Annotated in this window: 16 protein-coding genes; 8 read left to right on the forward strand and 8 right to left on the reverse strand. The window is 66.4% G+C overall.

Annotation, left to right across the window (positions count from 1 at the left end; translation table 11 throughout):
• Nucleotides 1-9: 9 nt before the first annotated feature.
• Entirely contained in the window at nucleotides 10-1,074 is a 1,065-nt protein-coding gene (locus tag GTP44_RS12510; protein WP_161019700.1) for a PQQ-dependent sugar dehydrogenase, read from the forward strand.
• A 16-nt stretch (nucleotides 1,075-1,090) separates the two neighbouring features.
• Here GTP44_RS12510 and GTP44_RS28030 read toward each other — a convergent pair whose 3' ends face one another.
• Entirely contained in the window at nucleotides 1,091-2,671 is a 1,581-nt protein-coding gene (locus tag GTP44_RS28030) for a methyl-accepting chemotaxis protein (protein WP_161019701.1), read from the reverse strand.
• 152 nt (nucleotides 2,672-2,823) lie between these two features.
• On the opposite strand from GTP44_RS28030, the gene GTP44_RS12520 reads away from it, so the two are divergent.
• A complete protein-coding gene (locus GTP44_RS12520; protein WP_161019702.1) occupies nucleotides 2,824-3,768 on the forward strand; it encodes a LysR substrate-binding domain-containing protein in 945 nt (314 codons plus the stop codon).
• A gap of 9 nt (nucleotides 3,769-3,777) precedes the next feature.
• Here the strand turns inward: GTP44_RS12520 and GTP44_RS12525 are convergent, their stop codons facing one another.
• Nucleotides 3,778-4,326, reverse strand: coding sequence for a GNAT family N-acetyltransferase (locus tag GTP44_RS12525; RefSeq protein WP_161019703.1), 549 nt, complete (start codon nucleotides 4,324-4,326; stop codon nucleotides 3,778-3,780).
• A gap of 317 nt (nucleotides 4,327-4,643) precedes the next feature.
• Between GTP44_RS12525 and GTP44_RS12530 the strand changes: the two genes are divergently transcribed.
• The 3 genes from GTP44_RS12530 to GTP44_RS12540 all read left to right on the forward strand — a co-directional run bounded on the left by GTP44_RS12530 (nucleotide 4,644) and on the right by GTP44_RS12540 (nucleotide 9,630).
• Complete coding sequence (locus GTP44_RS12530; protein ID WP_161019704.1) at nucleotides 4,644-6,149, forward strand: response regulator; 1,506 nt, start codon at nucleotides 4,644-4,646, stop codon at nucleotides 6,147-6,149.
• 102 nt (nucleotides 6,150-6,251) lie between these two features.
• Nucleotides 6,252-8,711 (forward strand): TonB-dependent receptor plug domain-containing protein, encoded by a 2,460-nt coding sequence (locus GTP44_RS12535; protein ID WP_161019705.1) that lies wholly within the window; start codon nucleotides 6,252-6,254, stop codon nucleotides 8,709-8,711.
• Between the two features lie 13 nt (nucleotides 8,712-8,724).
• A complete protein-coding gene (locus GTP44_RS12540; protein ID WP_160991382.1) occupies nucleotides 8,725-9,630 on the forward strand; it encodes an SAM hydrolase/SAM-dependent halogenase family protein in 906 nt (301 codons plus the stop codon).
• Here the strand turns inward: GTP44_RS12540 and GTP44_RS12545 are convergent, their stop codons facing one another.
• Nucleotides 9,631-10,251: a hypothetical protein gene (locus GTP44_RS12545; protein WP_161019706.1), complete on the reverse strand. Its 621-nt coding sequence runs from the start codon at nucleotides 10,249-10,251 to the stop codon at nucleotides 9,631-9,633.
• Between the two features lie 131 nt (nucleotides 10,252-10,382).
• Here GTP44_RS12545 and GTP44_RS12550 point away from each other — a divergent pair, with 131 nt between their 5' ends.
• Nucleotides 10,383-11,156, forward strand: a complete 774-nt coding sequence (locus GTP44_RS12550) for an alpha/beta fold hydrolase (RefSeq protein ID WP_161019707.1) — start codon at nucleotides 10,383-10,385, stop codon at nucleotides 11,154-11,156.
• Nucleotides 11,157-11,171: 15 nt separating this feature from the next.
• Here the strand turns inward: GTP44_RS12550 and GTP44_RS12555 are convergent, their stop codons facing one another.
• On the reverse strand, nucleotides 11,172-13,115 hold the full coding sequence (locus tag GTP44_RS12555) for a GAF domain-containing sensor histidine kinase (protein ID WP_161019708.1): 1,944 nt from the start codon (nucleotides 13,113-13,115) through the stop codon (nucleotides 11,172-11,174).
• A gap of 79 nt (nucleotides 13,116-13,194) precedes the next feature.
• Complete coding sequence (locus tag GTP44_RS12560; RefSeq protein WP_161019709.1) at nucleotides 13,195-13,695, reverse strand: hypothetical protein; 501 nt, start codon at nucleotides 13,693-13,695, stop codon at nucleotides 13,195-13,197.
• An 80-nt stretch (nucleotides 13,696-13,775) separates the two neighbouring features.
• Here GTP44_RS12560 and GTP44_RS12565 point away from each other — a divergent pair, with 80 nt between their 5' ends.
• A complete protein-coding gene (locus tag GTP44_RS12565) occupies nucleotides 13,776-14,843 on the forward strand; it encodes a porin (RefSeq protein WP_161019710.1) in 1,068 nt (355 codons plus the stop codon).
• Between the two features lie 39 nt (nucleotides 14,844-14,882).
• Here the strand turns inward: GTP44_RS12565 and GTP44_RS12570 are convergent, their stop codons facing one another.
• A complete protein-coding gene (locus tag GTP44_RS12570; protein ID WP_160991376.1) occupies nucleotides 14,883-15,125 on the reverse strand; it encodes a hypothetical protein in 243 nt (80 codons plus the stop codon).
• Between the two features lie 222 nt (nucleotides 15,126-15,347).
• Between GTP44_RS12570 and GTP44_RS12575 the strand changes: the two genes are divergently transcribed.
• The gene (locus tag GTP44_RS12575) at nucleotides 15,348-15,740 is read left to right on the forward strand and encodes a hypothetical protein (protein WP_161019711.1); all 393 of its coding nucleotides are present in this window, start codon (nucleotides 15,348-15,350) and stop codon (nucleotides 15,738-15,740) included.
• A gap of 3 nt (nucleotides 15,741-15,743) precedes the next feature.
• Here GTP44_RS12575 and GTP44_RS12580 read toward each other — a convergent pair whose 3' ends face one another.
• Both GTP44_RS12580 and queC read right to left on the reverse strand, forming a co-directional pair.
• Nucleotides 15,744-18,767 carry a sensor domain-containing diguanylate cyclase gene (locus GTP44_RS12580; protein WP_161019712.1) on the reverse strand — a complete coding sequence of 1,008 codons (3,024 nt, stop codon included), beginning with the start codon at nucleotides 18,765-18,767 and terminating at the stop codon, nucleotides 15,744-15,746.
• Nucleotides 18,768-19,475: a 7-cyano-7-deazaguanine synthase QueC gene (queC, locus tag GTP44_RS12585; RefSeq protein WP_160991373.1), complete on the reverse strand. Its 708-nt coding sequence runs from the start codon at nucleotides 19,473-19,475 to the stop codon at nucleotides 18,768-18,770.
• Between the last annotated feature and the right edge of the window lie 189 nt (nucleotides 19,476-19,664).

The following is a 19,664-nucleotide window of genomic DNA, read 5'->3' on the forward strand; positions in this document are numbered from 1 at the left end:
GGAACCACCATGTTGAAAGCACTCTGCACCGCCATGGCCGCCTGCGGCCTTGCCGCATGCGGCGGCAGCTCCGGCTCCGGCGACACGGCCACGCCGCTGCCCACGCCCACCATCCCGGCGCCCACCGGCGGCCCCAGCTCACTGGCCACCGGCCTGCAAATCCCCTGGTCCATCGCCTTCCACGACGGCACGCCGCTGGTGAGCGAACGCGGCACGGCGCGCATTCAGGCCGTCGGCGCCAACGGCGCCCTGACCACCATCGCCACCATTGCCGGCGTCAGCGGCACCGGCGAAGGCGGCCTGCTGGGCATCGCGGTGCGCGACAACTACCTGTACGCCTACTTCACCGCCGGCGCCGAGAACCGTATAGAACGCTATCCGCTGAGCGGCACCGGCACCGGCGTGCGCCTGGGCGCGGCGCAGACGCTGCTGCGCGGCATTCCGTCCGGCAGCAACCACAACGGCGGCCGCATCGCCTTCGGCCCGGACGGCATGCTGTACGCCGCCACCGGGGATGCCGGCGCGTCCAGCCGTTCGCAAGATCTCGGTTCATTGGGCGGCAAGATCCTGCGCCTGACGCCGGACGGCCGCGTGCCGGCCGACAACCCGTTCAGCGGCTCGTATGTCTACAGCTATGGCCACCGCAATGTGCAGGGCCTGGCCTGGGCCGGCGACGGCAGCCTGTACGCCGCCGAATTCGGCCAGAACACCTGGGACGAGCTGAACCAGATCAAGGCCGGCGGCAACTACGGCTGGCCGGATGTCGAAGGCAAGGCCAACAACAGCAAATACATCGACCCGCTGCAACAATGGGCCACCTCGGACGCCAGCCCGAGCGGCATCGCCATCAGCGGCGGCAACCTCTACATCGCCAACCTGCGCGGCGAGCGGCTGCGCAAGGTGCCGCTGTCGGCCACCGGCACCGCGAGCGAGTTCTACGTCAAGGAATACGGGCGCCTGCGCGACGTGGCGGCAGCGCCCGATGGCCGGCTCTATGTGCTGACCAACAACACCGACGGCCGTGGCACACCGAAGAGCGGCGACGACCGCCTGCTCAGCGTGCCGGTACTGTAAGGAGCGGTTGGGCGGCTTATGTCAGCAGCGCCGGATTCGCCTGCGCCAGCTGGCGCGGCCGGTGCGACGCCTCGGCCGGCAGCTTGAAGGTGCCGACGGTGACGATCAGGTTGGTGGCCTGCTCTTCGAGCGACTGCGCGGCGGCGGCGGCCTGTTCGACCAGCGCCGCGTTTTGCTGAGTAACGCTGTCCATCTGCATCACCGCTTCGTTGATCTGCTCGATGCCGGCGGTTTGCTCGCGGCTGGCGGCGCTGATTTCGCCGATCAGGTCGCGCACATTGGCGATCGAGGCCACCACCGCGTGCATGGTGTTGCCGGCGCCCTCAACCAGCGCGCTGCCCTCGTTGATGCGCTCGACCGAATCGGTGATCAGCGTTTTGATTTCCTTGGCGGCGGCGGCGCTGCGCTGCGCCAGCGTGCGCACCTCGGTCGCGACGACGGCGAAGCCGCGCCCCTGCTCGCCCGCGCGCGCCGCCTCGACCGCCGCGTTCAAGGCCAGGATATTGGTCTGGAAGGCGATGCTGTCGATCACCGCGATGATCTCGACAATCTTGGCGGAGCTGCCCTGGATGCTGCTCATGTGGGCCACCACGTTCTGCACTTCCTGGCCGCCCTGTGCCGCCGCGCTGGCCGCGCGTGAGGCCATCTCGCTGGCGTGGTCGGCGTTCGCGGCGCTTTGCTTCACCGTCGAGGTCAGCTCTTCGAGGGAACTGGCGGTCTCTTCCAGCGAACTGGCCTGCTGCTCGGTGCGCGATGACAGGTCGAGGTTGCCGTTGGCGATTTCGCCCGAAGCGGTCGAGATCAGCTCGGAACCGCCGCGCACCTTCGACACGATGCCCAGCAAGCCGGCGTTCATCTCGCGCAGCGCGCCGAGCAGTTGGCCGACCTCGTCCTGCGAGGTGCTGTCGATACGGTGCGTCAGGTCGCCTTGCGCCACCGCGTGCGCCACTTCCACCGCGTAGTTCAGCGGCGCGCTGATCGAGCGGATCAGCCAGATCCCCAGTCCGGCCGTGCCGCCCAGGCCCATGACCACGGCGGCAATCGACAGCCACAGCGTGGTGGTATAGCGCTGCTGGCCTTCGATGAATTCTTGCTGGGCGACGTCAAGCTGCAACTGGACCAGATCGTTGAGCGGCACCCGCAGGCGCTCATAGGCGGTTTTGGAACGCTGCGCCAGCGACGTGACCAACGCCGTGTCGCCGGCCCGCACCGCCTTGACGCCGGGTTCGTAAATCTCCGCGTTGAGCGCGTCGATGGCCGCCTGGACCTGACGCATCAATTGCTGTTCGCGTTCGGTGAGCGAGGTCTTGGTGTACTCGCGCCAGGTCTCCTCGGTGCGCTGCATGGTGCCCCGCAACTCATCGGCCATGGCGGCCGGCGCACCGTCATGGATGGCGGCCAGCGACAGATACCATTGCGTGCGCAGCATGCTGCGCGCCGAGCTGTCGAGCCTGCCCAAGGCCACAACGCGGTCCTCATAAACCGATTTCAGCGATTGATTGCTGTGGTGGAGATTGACCAGGCTATAGCCGCCAAGGCTCAGCAGCAGGAACGAGATCAACAAAATCATCAGCAACAGGCGCTGTTTAATGGACATAGGGATGCACTCAAAGTTGAAAAAAATGATGGTCAAACCAACAAGCTTAGCGGTTTTCCCCGCAGCACGGTAGATGTTGAAAATAGACAACATTGTTCTACAAATAGAACAATCTCAACGATAGAATGAGGAAAACTGAAAATGACACCGACATGGAAGACCTGAATGATCTGGCGATATTCGCGGCCGTTGTAGAACACGGCAGTTTCTCGGCCGCCGCCCTCGCGCTGTCGACGCAAAAATCGCGTGTCAGCCGCCGCGTCGCCGGCCTGGAGCAGCGGCTCGGCGTGCGCCTGCTACAACGCTCCACCCGCGCGGTCCACGTCACCGATGTCGGCGCCGCGTTTTACGCCCAGTGCCAACGCATGACGCATGCCGCCCAGGCGGCGGTGGAAATCGCCGAGCAGGCCGGTACGCAGCCGGCGGGCCGGCTGCGCGTCAGTTCGCCCAGCGGCCTGGCGCATGTCTTTATTCTGCCGCTGCTGGCGCGTTTTCTGTGCGCCTATCCGAATGTGAAGCTTGAGCTGGAAATGTCGAACCGCCGGGTCGACGTCATCGGCGAGGGCTTTGACGTGGCGTTGCGGGCCCGCAGCGTGCTCGATGATTGCAATCTGGTGGTGCGCGCCTTTGGCGACGTGGAGCAGATCCTGGTCGCCAGCCCGGCGTTTATCCGCGCCCACGGCCCGCTGGATACGCCGGCGGCGCTGCATGGCAAACGCGGCCTCGGCCCCAAGGTCACCGACACCGACTCACCGTATTGGAAACTGTATTCGGCCGGCGGCGATCAAGTCGACATTGCCTATGTTCCGGCTTTATTTGCCAACGATATCCACATGGTGATGGCGGCCGCGACCGGTGGCGCCGGCATGGCGATCGTGCCCGCCAATCTGTGCGGCGAGGCGCTGCGCAGCGGGCAACTGGTGCGCCTGCTGCCGACGTACCAGGCCGCCGCCCACCAGATCCACGCCGTGTTCCCGTCACGCCGGGGCCTGGTGCCGGCGGTCAAGGCCTTCATCGATTTCCTCGCCGCCGAACTGCCCGGGATCATGCGCCGGAACAACGCCGATCTGCACGCTTTAGCGGCCGATGCCGTCTAACCCGCCAGCTCAGCCGTCCTGCGGCTGCGACGGCGTGTCCAGCGTCAGCTGGTAAAACGCCGCATCCAGCCAGCGACCGAACTTGAAGCCGACCTGCGGCAGCGTGCCGGAATGCGTGAAGCCAAGGCGCTGATGCAGGCCGACGCTGGCGCGGTTGGTGGCGTCGATGCAGCCGACCAGCACGTGCACCTGCGCGGCGCGCGCGCGCCGGATCAGCTCATCGAGCAGCAGCACGCCGAGTCCGCGCCCGCGCTGCGCCGGGTGGACGTACACGCTGTGCTCGACCGTGTACTTGTAGGCCGGGAAGGCGCGGAACGTTCCCCAACTGGCGAAGCCCAGCAACTGGCCGGCGGCGTCGACCGCGCCCACCACCGGAAAGCCATGCGCCCGCTTGGCGGCAAACCACGCCACCATCGCTGCCGGCGGGCGCGGCTTGTAGTCGTACAGCGCGGTCGAGTTGACGATCGCCTCGTTCAGAATGGCCAGGATGGCCTCGGCATGCTCGGCTTCGCTGCAATCGATCAGGCGCACGTCGTCGCGCGGCGGGGTGGAAGTCATGGGGTCCTCTGCGTGTGTAGGGTATGACGGGAATTCTCACCGATAGCGGCGCCGCCGTCAAAGTCACACGGCGCGCCCGCCGTTACAAAATTCATTGTTTTTAGATAGCAATATTGCCAAAAACGAAGTATTGTTGAGCGTGTACATCGGCGTGACACGAGACCAACGCCGCGCCGCCGCGATCGCCTGCGGCGTACAATCCATCGAACAAGGTGTTGTGCACAGCAGCGGGAATATTTATTGCCTGTTGTTAATGGCTTTAGGTAAGACTACAATCCACTGTCATTCAGCTGAAATATTTTGCGGAAACTGTTCATATGTCTTTTTTGTCTTCTGCCTCGCCCAAGCTCGCGCCGTGGAAAGTCCTGTTGGTCGACGACGAACCGGATATTCATGACATCACCAAACTGACGCTGAGCCGCTTCCGCCTCGACGGCCGCGCGCTGAGCTTCGTCCACGCCTACAGCGGCGCCGAGGCCAAGGAAGTGCTGGCGCGCGAGCAGGATGTGGCGCTGGTGTTCCTCGACGTGGTGATGGAAAAGGAAGACAGCGGCCTGGAAGTGGCGCGCTGGATGCGCGAGGATCTGGACAACCAGTTCACCCGCATCGTGCTGCGCACCGGCCAGCCGGGCCAGGCGCCGGAAGAACGGGTGATCGTCAACTACGACATCAACGACTACAAGGAAAAGACCGAGCTCGACCGCACCAAGCTGTTCACCACCACCTTCGCCGCGCTGCGCGCCTACCGCGACATCATGAAGGTGGAGGAAGCCCACCGCGCCCAGATCAACTACCGCGAGGGCCTGGAGCGCGTGATCGCCGCCTCCTCGCACATTTTCCGCCAGCGCAATCTGAAAGACTTCGCCAATGGCCTGCTGCAGCAGGTGGTGGCGCTGCTGCGCCTGGAGCACAGCATGCTGCTGCGCCTGCGCGGCGCCACCGCCATCAGCGGCGCCAATGACTACGAAATCCTGGCCCAGATCGGCGACGAGGACGGCACCCTGCTGACGCCCGAGCTGCTGGCCCAGCTGGACCAGGCCAAGCGCAACCAGATCTCGCGCGTGCAGGGCGACACCTATATCGGCTACTTCCCCAACGCCAGCGGCAAGGCCTCGCTGCTGGTGCTCAAGGGCGTGGAGGAAATTGCCGAAATCGACACCAAGCTGCTGGAGGTGTTCTGCTCCGGCGTCGCCATCGCCTTCGACAACATTCTGCTGAGCCAGGAAATCACCGACACCCAGGCCGAGCTGATCATGCGTCTCGGCGATGTCGTCGAATCGCGCTCCAACGAAGCCGGCAACCACGTGCGCCGCATGGCCGAGGTCTGCCATATGCTGGCGCAGCAAGCCGGCCTGCCGGAAGACGAGGTGGCGGTGCTGCGCCACGCCGCGCCGATGCACGACATCGGCAAGATCGCCACGCCGGACGCGGTGCTGCTCAAGCCGGGCAAGCTCGACGCCGCCGAATGGGAAATCATGAAGCAGCATCCGGCCGTCGGCCTGTCGATCCTGGACGGCTCGCAGCGCCCGATCCTGAAGGCGGCCGCCGTGATCGCCCACCAGCACCACGAGAAATTCGATGGCAGCGGCTATCCGCAGGGCCTGAAGGGCGAGGACATCCACCTGTACGCGCGCATCGTCGCCGTCGCCGACGTGTTCGACGCGCTGATGCACAAGCGCTGCTACAAGGAAGCCTGGCCGATCGAGAAAGTCATCGACCATCTGCGCGAGGTGTCGGGCCAGCACCTCGATCCGCTGTACGTGGACCTGCTGATCAAGCATATCGACAAGGCGCTGGCGATCAACGAACGCTTGCCGGACTAGACCGAAAAAGTGGCATAAGCATATTAGGATTTGTTCGTAGGAACTCTTTTCCCTTGCTCGTAAGATCGTGGACCGACGCCTCATCTCTCGCAAGGACATCCCATGCACCACTACCTGCTTCCCCCGCTGCTGGCGCTGGCCGCGCTGCCAGCCGCCCTCGCGCAAGCGCAAGCGCAAGCACAAGACACGCCAGCCAACGGCGACACCGCCACCATCGACCAGGTGACCGTGGTCGGCTCGCGCGCGCGCCACCGCACCGTGTTCGATTCCGCCGTGCCGATCGACCGCTTCGGCGCGCGCGAGGTGCAGAACGCGCTGTCCAGCGGCGAGGTGGGCGCGGCGCTGCAGGCGCTGGCGCCGTCGATCAATTTCCCGCGCATTGAATCGAGCGGCGCCGCCGACTCGGTGCGCGGCGTGCAGCTGCGCGGCCTGGCACCGGACCAGGTGCTGGTGCTGATCAACGGCAAGCGCCGCCACGCCAGCGCGGTGCTGGACACCGAGAGCAGCTTCGCCGGCACCGTGCCGGTGGACGTCAACGCGATTCCGCCGGGCGCCATCGACCACATCGAAATCCTGCGCGACGGCGCCGGCGCGCAATACGGCAGCGACGCCGTGGCCGGCGTCATCAACATCGTGCTGAAGCAGCAGCGCAGCGGCGGCTCGGCCTCGGTCAGCTACGGCGCCAACCACACCGACTTCCAGCCCACCCACACCACCAAGACCGACGGCCAGACCCGGATCGCCAACGCCGACTACGGCGTGCCGCTGGGCGACGCCGGCTTCTTGCGTTTCGGCGCCGAGAGCCGCAGCCGCAATCCAACCCAGCGCGCCGGCTTCAGCGACGCCGGCTGGACCTCGTGGAACTATACGCCAGCCGATCAGGCGCTGGACGGCAAGGTCGTGTTTAAATCCGGCGACTCGCGGTCGCACAACAACTACGCCTTCTACAACGCGCTACTGCCGCTGGGTGAGGGCGTGGACGCCTACTCGTTCGCCACCGCCAACCAGCGCCAGTCGGACGGCAGCGCCTACTTCCGCTATCCGGGCGATCCGTCGAACGTGGAAGCGGTGTATCCGAACGGCTACCGCCCGGTCACGCATGGCGACTCGACCGACGTCAGCGTCGTCGCCGGTGTGCGCTTCGCCAGCGCCGGCTGGCTATGGGACCTCGGCGCCCGCCACGGCGGCAACCAGTTCGACTACGGCGTCAGCCATTCGCTGAACGCCTCGCTGGGCGCGGCCAGCCCGACCAGCTTCCACCTGGCCTCGTTCGACTACCGGCAAAACGCGCTGAACGCCGACCTCACGCGCGCGCTGGACCTCGGCGTGCCGGTCAACCTGGCGCTCGGCGCCGAGTTCGTCCGCGAAACCTACACCAGCACGCCGGGCGACGCCGCCGCGTATGCCGCCGGGCCGTTCACCGCCGCGCCGCCGGGCGCGCAAGCCGGTCCCGGTCTGCGTCCGCAGGATGCGTTTGACGGCAGCCGCCACCTGAAGTCGGTCTATCTCGACATCGAAAGCGATCTCACCCGGCAACTGCTGGTGGGCGCCGCCGCGCGCTACTCGGACTACAGCGATTTCGGCGGCGCCAGCACCGGCAAGCTGTCGGCGCGCTACAAGTTCACCGACCAGTTCCTGCTGCGCGGCTCGCTGTCGAACAGCTTCCGCGCGCCGGCGCTGGTGCAGACCGGCTTCCGCTTCTCGACGCTCAACTTCAACAGCGACGGCAGCGGCCTGCAGACCGCCTCGCTGCTGCCGGCCAGCGATCCGCTGGCGCGCGCGTTTGGCGCGCGCGACCTGAAGCCGGAGAAATCCACCAATCTGTCGCTCGGCCTGGCGTGGAAGCCGGCGCGCAACACCAGCGTCACGCTGGACGGCTACCGCATCCGCATCAAGGACCGCATCACCCGCACCAGCGATCTGCAAAGCGAGGCCGCCACCGCCTACCTGGCCAGCGCCGGCCGCGGCGACATCCAGTCGGTGGCCTACCTGGCCAACCTGCTGGACACCAGCACCAGCGGCCTGGACGCGGTGCTGAACCACGACCTGGCCCTCACCGGCGGCAAGCTGAACTTGAGCGCCGCGCTGAATCTGAACCACACGCGCATCGACGCCGTGCACCAGAGCTCGGCCGCGCTGGCCAGCATCGATCCGGCGCTGACGGTGCTGACCGACACCAGCCTGTTCCGCATCCGCAACGCCTCGCCGAAGAACAAGCTGGTGCTGAGCGCCGACTGGCAGGCGGCGCAATGGGGCTTGCTGGCGCGCGCCACGCGCTTCGGCCCGCTGAAGGATTTCTCGTATGACGCCGACGCCGAAGTCATCGACGGTGTGCACGCGCAGCGCTTCGGCGCCGTGTGGACGCTGGACCTGGAGGCGCAATACCAAGCGACCGCGCAACTGACGCTGTCACTGGGCGCCGACAACCTGCTCGACCGCTACCCGCAGCGCGTGCGTGAAACCAACAACGCCACCTATGGCGGCGCCCTGCCCTACAACTTCATCAATCCGATCGGCGTCAACGGCGCCTACTTCTACGCCCGCGCGCGCTACACCTTCTAACCTCAAGGACCCCATGAAAAAACTGTTCACCGCCCTGGCCCTGAGCGCCGCCCTGAGCGCCCCGGCCTTCGCCGCCAAACACGCGCTGGTGCTGCAAACCGACTTCGGCACCTCCGACGGCGCCGTCTCCGCCATGCGCGGCGTGGCCTACGGCGTCGACGCCGACCTGACCGTGGCCGACCTGACCCACAACATTCCCGACTACGACATCTGGGTCGGCGGCTACCGCCTGTTCCAGACCGCCAACTACTGGCCGGAAGGCACGGTGTTCGTGTCGGTGATCGATCCGGGCGTGGGCACGAGCCGCAAGTCGGTGGTGCTGAAGACCAAGGCCGGCCGCTACTTCGTCGGCCCGGACAACGGCCAGTTCACGCTGATCGCCGAGCGCGACGGCGTGGCCGAGGTGCGCGAGATCGACGAAAGCATCAACCGCCGCGCCGGCTCGGGCGAGTCCTACACCTTCCATGGCCGCGACGTGTACGCCTATGTCGGCGCGCGCCTGGCCTCGGGCGCCATCAGCTTCGAGCAGGTCGGCCCGCTGCTGCCAAGCGACGCCGTGATCAAGATCGCCTACCAGAAGGCCGCGCTTAGCGACGGCAAGCTGCGCGGCATCATCCCGGTGCTGGACGTCAAGTACGGCAACGTCTGGACCAATATTCCAAAGGCGCTGTTTGAACAGCTGGGCGTGAAGGAGCACGAACGGGTGCGGGTGCGCTTCTTCCACAACAAGAAGCTGGTACATACCGTGGTGGCGCCCTACGAGCACACCTTTGGCGGCGTGGCCAAGGGCCAGCCGGTGGTGTATCTGAACAGCCTGCTCGACGTCGCGGTCGCCCTCAACCAGGGCAACTACGCCGCCAAAAACAAGATCGACTCGGGGGTGGAGTGGGAAGTGGAAGTGAGCAAAGCCGGCAAGTGATCAGACCCGGCCATCCTGCTTTTTCACCTGGCGTTCCAGCGCCGCTTTCAGCGACTTGAGCGCCTGGGTAACGGCCTCCACCTGCTTGGCGTCCTCGGCGCGCTGGGCCGCGTCGGAGGCGCCGCGCATCGCCGCGCCGGCCACCTCCGCCTCGGCCGACGACTGCTGCTCGGCATAGGCCTGGCGGGCTTCCTCATGGCCATCGGTGGCGGGTTCCCCGGCCGATGTCGCCGCTGCCGCCGAGCCCTGCTCATCGGCCGGCACGGCGGAAATATCCGGGAAACCGGTATCGGCGGCGGTCTTCAGCACGCCGGCGGCCTGCTTCAACTGGCTGGCCAATTGTTTCAATTGCTGCAACACCGCCTTGGCGTCCTTGCCGCCAAACAGCGCCAGCATCTTGCGCAGCGCCTCGATCTGCTTCTTGATTTCCTCCACCCGCTGGCGCGCCAGCGCCTTCTGGTCCTGATCGGCACGAGTCGACAGGCGGTCGATCACCTCGGCATTTTTGCGCGCGGTGTCCGTCTGCTTTTGCAGCAGATCCATATAGGCATCGGTGCTGACAGACAAATTGTTGGTGATGGAGAGCATGATGGCATCCTGCGAGTAAGCTTGGTCACTCATTACAGGCGACTGCAGCGGCCGTTTTGTTAAGCCACGCGGGGCCTCTGCCAAAAGTCCCGCCTGATCTTTTGATGGGTAAAAATCGGCTGTTTCATTGTTAGCATCGACTTCCCGACATGAAAGGATCTAGCATGAAGACCTCCCTCGCCCGTTTCGCCCTGAGCGCCGCCCTCCTCGGCGCCGCCTGCGCCGCCCATGCCAAACCGACCGTGGTGCTGGTGCACGGCGCCTTCGCCGACTCGTCCAGCTGGGACGGCGTGATCGCCAAACTGGAAAAAGACGGCTACACCGTCATCGGTGCCGCCAATCCGCTGCGCAGCGTCAAGAGCGACGCCGCCTCGGTGGCCTCGGTGGTCAACAGCGTGACCGGCCCGGTGGTGCTGGTCGGTCACTCGTATGGCGGTTCGGTGATCAGCGCGGCCGCGGCCGGCGCAACCAACGTCAAGGCGCTGGTCTATGTGGCCGCGTTCGCGCCGGACAGCGGCGAGACCGCGGTCGGCCTGTCGAACAAATTCCCCGGCAGCACGCTCGGCCCGGCGCTGGCGCCACCGGTCGCGCTGGCCGACGGCGGCAAGGACCTGTACATCCGGCAGGACAAGTTCCACCAGCAGTTCGCCGCCGACGTGCCGGCCGCCAAAGCGCGCCTGATGGCCGCCGGCCAGCGCCCGATCACCGACGCCGCGCTGAACGAGGCGGCGCCGGCGCCGGCCTGGAAAACCATCCCGTCGTGGTTCATTTATGGCAAGGCGGACAAGAATATTCCCGCCGCCTCGCAAGATTTCATGGCCAAGCGCGCCAACGCCAGGAAAACCGTGGTGATCGACGGCGCCTCGCACGTGGTGATGACCTCGCATCCAACCGAGGTGGCGACGCTGATCGAAGAAGCCGCCGCCACCGTCAAGTAAGCGCTCAACCGACGCTTATTTGCGCTTGACCTTGGGGAAGCGCAGCTTGTAGTGCAAGCCCATGCCAGGCGCGCTGACCACTTTCACCGTGCCGCCCAGCGCGCCCGTCACCAGGTTGTACAGGATGTGCGCGCCGAGCCCGCTGCCGCCGGCGCCACGCTTGGTGGTGAAGAACGGGTCGAACAGCTGCGCCAGCGTGCTGCTGTCCATGCCGACGCCGTCGTCGCTGTAGTCGAACTCGACAAAATCACCGTCCACCTTGCCGCCGATCTTGATCTTGCCCGACTGCCCCTCCTCAAAACCGTGCACCAGCGAGTTGACCACCATGTTGGTGACGATCTGCGAAATGGCGCCGGGGAAGCTGGCCATGTTGATCTGCTCGTCGCAGTCGATCTCGACCTGGATCGGCTTGCCCTTGAGCTTGGGCTGCAGCGACAGCAGCACCTCATCCAGATATTTGCGCAGGTTGAAGCTGCGGATATCGTCCGAGGACTGGTCCACCGCCACCTGCTTGAAGCTGCGCACCAGCGCGGCGGCGCGCTGGGTGTTGGTGGTCATGATCTTCAGCGACTGGTCGATGATCTCGAAGAACTGGTTCAGGCCGTCCTCATCCAGCGCGCCGTTGGCCAGGTCCTCGCGCGTCAGCTTCAGCTCTTCCACCAGATGGCTGGTGGCGGTGACGCAGATGCCCAGCGGCGTGTTGATTTCATGCGCCACACCGGCCACCAGCCGGCCCAGCGACGCCAGCTTTTCCTGCCGCACCAATTCGCCCTGCGCGTCCTTCAGCGAGGTCAGCGCGTTTTCCAGCGCGGCGTTCTGCTGCTCCAGCGTTTCCTTGGCCTGACGGATCTGGCGATCGGCCTGCATGCGGGCAATCGCCACCGCCACGTGGCTGGCCATGAAGGCCAGGATGTCGAGGTCGGCCTGGGTGTAGCGCACCGACTCGTCGTAGCTCTGCACGATGATCACGCCGTAGGCCTGGTCGCCCAGCAGCATCGGCGCGCCCATCCAGCTGGCGATGTCCACGCTGCCCAGCGGGTGCGCCATCTCGCCGCTGTCGACCAGCGCCTGCAGGCCGGCGCGGTCCAGCAGCATGGCCTGCTTGCGCTGCAGGATGTACGAGGACATGCCGACCCCGTAATCAAAACGCCGCACCGGCACTTGCGAGTCCTTCTCGTCGACAAAATAGGGGATGCTGACTTCCTGCGTGTCCGGGTGGTACAGCGCCATCAGGAAATTCTTGGCGGGCACCAGCTCGCTGATGATCTGGTGCAGGCGCATATTCAGGCGGCTGCCGCCGGTGGCGGTGGCCGACAGATTGGCCAGCTCATACAGCGCGCGCTGAATGTTCTCGGCGCGGCGCCGCTCGGCCACCTCGTGCTGCAGCTGGGCGGTGCGTTCCAGCACCGCGCGCTCCAGCCGGTCGACACTCTGCAAGCCCTGCAGCGCGCTCGACACGTGGGTGGCGATCAGCTTGAACAGCGCCTGGTCTTCCTCGCTGAAGGTGTGCTGCTTGTCATAGCTCTGGATCACCACCGCGCCCAGCACCTGATGGTTCTGGTCCAGCAGCGGGCAGCCCATCCAGTGCTCGGCGATGGTGCCGATGCCGAAGCCGGCATTGTCGGCGCGCTTGGAGCGGTGCTCGTCCGCCGTCATGGCGATGCTCTCGCGGGCGCGGATCACCGCCTCGGTCGGCGACTCCCCCGGCACCAGCTCGAACAGCTCGTCGCGGCTGGGCGGTTCGTCGAGCTCGTCGACGAAATAGACGAACCGCACCAGATTCGGCGGCCCATCCTGATGGCTCAGCGCGACAAAGAAGTTGGCCGCGTACATGATGCGGCCCAGCGCCGCGTGCACGGCCTGCAGAAATTCACTGATATCGGTGCAACTGCTGGACTTCTGACCGATTTCCAGCAGCACGGTTTGCACGGCTTCCAGCCGGGTGAGACGACTTTCCATCGATTTTCCTATGTGATGACCTTGCGATACATTCGCACAGGAAATACTAGCACTCCGGCGCGGCCGCGCCCACCTCATTTCACGGCTTTTTGTAGCCGTGGTCGATCCAGGCCCCGGCGCTGGTGGCGCTGAGCTTGAAGGTCGGGGCGACGCGCACCCGGGCCAGTTCCTCGCCGTACTGGTCGAAGGCGGTCAGCGTGGCGTAGGGATCGTCCTCGTCCGGCGTGATGTCGAGGCAGACCTTGACCGGGCCGTCGTCGGTGCCGACGGTCAGGTTCTTGTGCAGTTGGGCGTGCAGTTGCTGCTCGTGGCGGCGGATCACCTCGTTGGCGGTCTTGACCAGCGTGTTGAAGGCGTTGACGTCCAGCGGCTTGGGATTTTTCTTGTCGCGGCCCATGGTCCACGGACCGACCAGCGCCGGCTCCGGTTCGCCATCCTTGATCATCGCCACGGCCCAGCCGTCGTCATCGTCGTTCTTGATCACGCGCGCGGTCCAGCCATTGCCTTGCCACAGGCGATCCTCTTGCACCGGCGCATCGTCATCCGCATCGTCATCCGCATCGTGGTAGTCATTGCTCATACTTATGGTCGTGTCGAAAAAAAGAAGGGGATGGAATAATAAGCGGCTCGCCCCGTAACAACAATAGGAACCCGGCAACCATGCGCAAGATTCTCCCCGCCCTCCTGGCCGTCGCCTGCACCGGCGCCTGCGCCCAAAGCAATGTGCAGATTTACGGCCGCCTGAATGTCGGCCTGGAAAGCCTGCAAAACGACGGCACCCGTGTCGCGCGCCTGAGCAACAACCGCTCGGTGCTGGGTTTTAACGGCAGCGAGGACCTCGGTGGCGGCACCAAGGTCATTTTCCAGATCGAAGGCACGCTGTCGCCGGACACCGGCGCCGGCAGCCCGGCCGCGCGCGACACCCGCATCGGCCTGCAGGGCCAGGCCGGCACGCTGTTCGCCGGCAATTGGGTGACGCCATACAACGGCGCCACCGCCGGCCTCGATCCCTACTACCCGACCACCGCCGGCTACATGAGCATTATGGGCAACGGTTCCGGCGCCAGCGTCAGCAACACCAGCGACGTCGCGTCCTTCGACCGCCGCCAGCAAAACAGCCTGCACTACTGGACGCCGGTGTGGCACGGCCTGCAACTGCGCGTGGCGCAGGGCCTGAGCGAGGAACGACCGGCCAACGGCGCCAAGCCGTCGCTGACCTCGACCGCCGTGGTCTATGAGCAAGGACCGTGGTACGCCACCGCCGCCTACGAGCGCCACCACGAATACCAGGGACCGGGCCTGAACGACAGCGCCGCCAAGCTGGGCGCCGGCTACCGTTTCGGCGACACCCGCATCGCGCTGGTGGCCGAGAAGCTGCGCTACGAAACCGCCGCCGGCACGCTGGAGCGCAACGACCGCTACGTGTCGGTCACCCACCAATTGGGCCGGGGCGTGTTCAAGCTGAGCGCCGGGCACGCCGGCGACGGCACCGGCAGCGCGGCGGACGGCACCACCATCGGCTTCGTCCGCAAGGGCGCGGACACCGGCGCCACCCACGTCACCGCCGGCTACGACTACAACCTGTCCGCGCGCAGCACCGTGTACGCCTACTACAGCCACCTGCACAACCAGCGCAACGGCGTGGTCGACTTCGCCATCAATAGTCTCGGTGCACAGCCGGGCGCCACGCTGAAAGGCGTGGTGCTGGGGCTACGTCACAATTTCTGAGCACCCGCCGGCGGGCCGCTTGACGGTGGTGGCGTCCCGCTAGCAGGTGACGCAAGGCGTCCGCTCGGTGATCGGCGGTTTCGGCGGCGCGATGCGCGGATCGATGGCCGGTTCCGGCTGCTGATAACTGAACGGTGTAATGATGATAGGCGGTATCGCGGGCGGCGCCGAAGGCGGGCCCTTGGGGCCGCCGCCGGACAGGCGCCGGGCGCTGCGCTGGCGCCGCTTACACGCACGTGTCGAAGGGAGCGATTGCCCTTCGCTCATTGCAAGCCAAGCCATGTTCTTGCCCTCCTGATGGAAGTGGGATTATCAGTTTAGCCCACCGTATCTTTAAATCAAGGTCCACTTTCCCCTCATTGCAGGCACCGCTCGTCGGCGCCGGCATGCGTTCCATCCCGCCAATTTGCCGGTCTGTCGCAATCCGATGGCCCGTCACCGGCCGCGCCGCTACAGTTTAACCATGCCAAACGGCAAACCAACATCAACAAACGGGATAACGCCATGAATACCAAAGCCAAAAAACTGATCTTCGCCGCCTTGATCCTGCTGCTGGCGGTCGCCGCTTGCCAATCGATGTTTGGCGACGGCATGCACGTCAACATCGATGGCGACACCATCGACGGCCCGCTGGGCGCGCTACTGGCGGTGGTGTTCGGTGGCGCCGGCATGCTGCTGGCCGGCGTGATCATGGTCTGCGTGGCGCTGTTCCTGTGCGTGCTGTTCGCCAGCCTCGGCATCCTCGCCGTGTTCGGCGTGGGGCTGGTGGCGGTGGTGGCCGCCGCCGCGGTCTCGCCGCTGCTGCTGCCGCTGCTGGTGCCGATCGGCCTGTACTGGCTGCTGGTCAGCCGCCCACGCAAGCAACGCCGCGTGGCCACCACCGAACAAGCCGTGTAAATTTCAACCGGAAGCGGCCGGGACCTGATGCCCCGGCCGATCCGCCTCACTCTCCATGCGTTCCACCCGGTTGCGGCCGCCCCCCTTGGCGCGATACAAGGCCTGGTCGGCACGGCTCAGCGCCTGATCGCCGCCGGCGGTTTTCCCGCCCATGACCGCCACCCCGATGCTGACCGTGATGTGCAGCGCAACGCCATCGTCGAGCCGCATCGCCGTCTGTGCCACCCGCTGGCGCAGACGTTCGGCAAACACCACGCCCGCCTCCAGATCGGTCCCCGGCAGCAGGATGGCGAACTCCTCGCCGCCGATGCGGCCCAGCATGTCGATCTTGCGCTGGCTGTCGCGCATCAGTTGCGCCAACTGGCGCAGCACCACGTCACCGGCCGCGTGGCCATGTTCATCGTTGATACGCTTGAAGTGGTCGATATCCAGCAACAGCACCGCCGCCACCGATCCGATATCGCGCCGCAGGCGGCCCTGCTCCTGCTCCAGCCGGCCCATGAACTCGCGCCGGTTCGGCAGGCCGGTGAGGAAGTCGGTGGTGGCCAGCACGCGCAGTTCATCGTCCATGCGCCGGCGCTCGGTGATGTCCAGCGTCGAGACGATGACGAAGTTCAGGCTGTGCGTGTGGCCCGGCATCACCAGCAGCGTCAGTTCGTTCAGCCGCGCGACGCCGTCAAGCCGCTCGAAGCTGCCCTCGCAGGCGAACAGCTGCTGGCCCTGCGCCAGCGCCGCCAGCGCGCGCGCGAAATTCGGCATGGCGGCGGCGTCGAAGTTCTGCGCCAGCGACAGCGCGCCGAGCTCCTTGCGGCCGTCCGGCGCGGCCACCTGGGTCAGTGCGGCGGCGTTGACATCGACGATGCGCACCAGCGCGGCCAGTCGCCGCAGCTGGCTCGGATTGGCCTGCAGATAGGCGGCCAGGTCGTCGACGCCGGACTCCGCCAGTTCGGCCAGCGCGTTGCGCACCGCCGACCAGTCCTGCTCCCACAGCGCCACCGGCGCGTGGTCGTACAGGCTGCGGAAGCGCGCCTCGCCGGCGCGCAGCGCCGCCGCCGCCCGCGCCCGCTCGATGGCGATGGCGGCCAGCCGCGCGCCCTGTTCGATCAGCGCGATCTCCGCCACGCCGGGCAGGCGCGCTTCACGGTGGTAGAGGGCGAAGGTGCCCAGCACCGCGCCGCTGGTGCTGATGATCGGATCGGACCAGCAGGCCCCGAGCCGCGCCTGCAAGGCCTGGTCGCGATACGCGGCCCACGACGGCGCGCTGCGGATATCCTCGATGATCACGCGGCTGCGCGTCAGCACCGCCTCGCCGCAGGCGCCAATCCCGGCGCCGATCGGCTTGCCATGCACCGCCGCGTTGAAGAACGCCGGCAGGCTGGGCGCCGCCGCCACCAGCAGGTTTTCGCCGCTGTCGTCCAGCAGCAGAATGCTGCACAACAAATCCTCGTTGTCCGCCTCCACGCCCAGCGCCACCGCTTGCAGAATGGCGTACAGCGGCGCGCCGCTGGCCAGCAGCTCCAGCACATGGCGGCGCATTTGCTCGCGCCGCTCGATCTGGGTGCGCTCGGTGATGTCACGGAAGGACCAGATGCGCGCCGGCTCGCTGCCCAGCATCAGGCCGCGCCTGTGCTGCTCGATCACGCGGCCGTCCTTCAGCCGCAGCACCGCGCTTTGCTCGTGGCGCGCCGCGCCGTCCAGCCGCGGGCCGCCGTCCGGATCGCGCAGCTGCGCGACCATGTGGCCGGTCAGCACCGCGCCGTCGCCTTGCCAGTCCAGCTGTTCCGGCACGTTCCACAATTCGCGCAGACGGCGGTTGGAGTTGAGCACCTCACCGCGCAGATTGTCGACCAGGATGCCATCGACGGTGGAGTCCAGAATGCTGCGCAACATGGCCTGGCTGCGCTGAGCGCTGTCGGCCAGCACCATCAGCTTGTCCTGGCCCTGCTTCAGTTCCTCCGCCAGCGCGCGGCTGCGCTGCAGGCCCGCGCGCGCCTGTAGCCGGCCGCGCGCCAGCAGCCAGGTGAGCCACGCCAGCAGCACGCTGAACGCCACGCCGGAGGCGGCGATCTGCTGCGCCTTGTCGGTGCGCACCGTCACCGCGCCCGGCAACAGCGAGATGCGCAGCGTCCACGTGTGGTTGGCGATGCTGATCTGCTGCCGCGTCGAGCGCAGGCCGCCGTCGGCATGCGGCGCGCTGTCGTACATCGGCGCCTCATGTCCGGTGGCGTCGCCGTCGTAGATTTCCACGTCCAGCGCGGCGGCGCGCGGACCGCCCAGTCCCGCCATCAGATCGCCGATACGGAACGGCGCGTACACCCAGCCGCGCAGGGCGGCGCGGCGCTGCGCCAGCGTGTCGAGCGGGCGTGGATGAACGTACACCGGCAGCACCACCAGAAAGCCCGACTGCACCGGCTCCCCCGCCTCCTGCACCAGCCGGATCGTCGGGGTCATGACCGGCTGGGCGGAGTCGCGCGCCTGTTCCAGCGCGCCGCGCCGATGCGCCTCGGAAGCGGTGTCGTAGCCGAAGGCGCGGCGGTTGTTGTCGTTGAACGGTTCCAGGTAGACGATCGGCGCATACCAGGCACGCTCGCCGTCCGGCACGATGCGGTAGTCGGGGAAGCCCTCGCGCCGCACGGCCGCTTCATGCGCGGCCCGCTCGCCCGCGCCGACCAGTTGTATGTAGCCGATGCCGTGCACGCCGGGGAAGTGCCGGTGCAGGTCCTGGCCGGTCAGATAGGTGCGGAACTCGTCGCGGTCCACCACCTGCGAGCTGGCGAACAAACCCTGCACGCCGTACAGCGCCTGCACATAGGTCTGCATGCGCTGATCGAGACTGTTGACCAGCTCCCGCGCGCGGCTGTCAAAGTCGGCCTGCACGTCCTGCTCGGCGTCGGCCAGCGCGTCGCGCCACAGCACCGCCGTCACGCCCAGGCAGCCGCCCAGCACCAGCAGCGGCAGCACGCGCGGCGACAGCAGCTCCTGCACCAGGCGGCGCAACCGCAAACGGGCACCAGCGGCGGCGGACATTCAGGCCTCGGCGCCCACGAACTGGCGATAGCCGCGCGCGCGCAAGGCGCAGGCCGGGCAGGTGCCGCAGCCATAGCCCCAGTCGTGCAGCGCGCCGCGCTCGCCCAGGTAGCAGGTGTGGGTGCCCTCGCGGATCAGGTCCACCAGCGGCTGGCCGCCCAGTTCCTCGGCCAACTCCCAGGTCTGCTTTTTATCGCGCCACATCAGCGGCGTTTCCAGCTTGATGCGAGTGTCCATGCCCAAGTTGAGCGCGACCTGCAGCGCCTTCATGGTGTCGTCACGGCAGTCAGGGTAGCCGGAGAAGTCGGTTTCGCACATGCCGCCCACCAGCACCGTCAGGCCGCGGCGGTAGGCCACGGTGGCGGCCACCGTCATGAACAGCAGGTTGCGGCCGGGGACGAAGGTGTTCGGCAAACCGTTGGCCTGGGTTTCAATCGCGATGTCATGCGTCATGGCGGTCTGCGAGATGGCCGAGATCAGCGACAGGTCGATCATGTGGTCCTCGCCCAGCTTGGCGTCCCACGCGGCGGAATGGGCGCGCAGGCCCTGCAGCAGTTGCGGGCGCACCGTCAGTTCGACCGCGTGGCGCTGGCCATAATCGAAACCAATGGTTTCAACCCGTGCATAGTTTTTCAGCGCCCAGGCGAGGCACGTGGTGGAGTCCTGGCCTCCGCTAAACAGGACCAGGGCGGAATCGGTAGGCAGCATAGTTCTTTCCAGATGAAGCAATATTATTGGTACGCCATCTTTCAGGGCAATCCGGTAACATGCGTAAAACGCTCACCCCTATGGAATCTCATGTTACCGGCATCGCCAGCAAAAAAACGGACAGGATCACGAATTTTGGCACAAGTTGTCACAAAATGGGCCGTTGGCCTCTTTACGGCCCTGCTGGGG

Source organism: Duganella lactea, assembly GCF_009857505.1.
Classification (GTDB): domain Bacteria; phylum Pseudomonadota; class Gammaproteobacteria; order Burkholderiales; family Burkholderiaceae_D; genus Rugamonas; species Rugamonas lactea.

Coding starts and splice junctions, on each gene's coding strand:
- queC (WP_160991373.1), bottom strand. CDS start 19,475: ATGCTGCCTACCGATTCCGCCCTGGTCCTGTTTAGCGGAGGCCAGGAC.
- GTP44_RS28030 (WP_161019701.1), bottom strand. CDS start 2,671: ATGTCCATTAAACAGCGCCTGTTGCTGATGATTTTGTTGATCTCGTTC.
- GTP44_RS12570 (WP_160991376.1), bottom strand. CDS start 15,125: ATGGCTTGGCTTGCAATGAGCGAAGGGCAATCGCTCCCTTCGACACGT.
- GTP44_RS12550 (WP_161019707.1), top strand. CDS start 10,383: ATGAAGACCTCCCTCGCCCGTTTCGCCCTGAGCGCCGCCCTCCTCGGC.
- GTP44_RS12520 (WP_161019702.1), top strand. CDS start 2,824: ATGGAAGACCTGAATGATCTGGCGATATTCGCGGCCGTTGTAGAACAC.
- GTP44_RS12535 (WP_161019705.1), top strand. CDS start 6,252: ATGCACCACTACCTGCTTCCCCCGCTGCTGGCGCTGGCCGCGCTGCCA.
- GTP44_RS12555 (WP_161019708.1), bottom strand. CDS start 13,115: ATGGAAAGTCGTCTCACCCGGCTGGAAGCCGTGCAAACCGTGCTGCTG.
- GTP44_RS12580 (WP_161019712.1), bottom strand. CDS start 18,767: ATGTCCGCCGCCGCTGGTGCCCGTTTGCGGTTGCGCCGCCTGGTGCAG.
- GTP44_RS12510 (WP_161019700.1), top strand. CDS start 10: ATGTTGAAAGCACTCTGCACCGCCATGGCCGCCTGCGGCCTTGCCGCA.
- GTP44_RS12545 (WP_161019706.1), bottom strand. CDS start 10,251: ATGAGTGACCAAGCTTACTCGCAGGATGCCATCATGCTCTCCATCACC.
- GTP44_RS12560 (WP_161019709.1), bottom strand. CDS start 13,695: ATGAGCAATGACTACCACGATGCGGATGACGATGCGGATGACGATGCG.
- GTP44_RS12565 (WP_161019710.1), top strand. CDS start 13,776: ATGCGCAAGATTCTCCCCGCCCTCCTGGCCGTCGCCTGCACCGGCGCC.
- GTP44_RS12525 (WP_161019703.1), bottom strand. CDS start 4,326: ATGACTTCCACCCCGCCGCGCGACGACGTGCGCCTGATCGATTGCAGC.
- GTP44_RS12540 (WP_160991382.1), top strand. CDS start 8,725: ATGAAAAAACTGTTCACCGCCCTGGCCCTGAGCGCCGCCCTGAGCGCC.
- GTP44_RS12530 (WP_161019704.1), top strand. CDS start 4,644: ATGTCTTTTTTGTCTTCTGCCTCGCCCAAGCTCGCGCCGTGGAAAGTC.
- GTP44_RS12575 (WP_161019711.1), top strand. CDS start 15,348: ATGAATACCAAAGCCAAAAAACTGATCTTCGCCGCCTTGATCCTGCTG.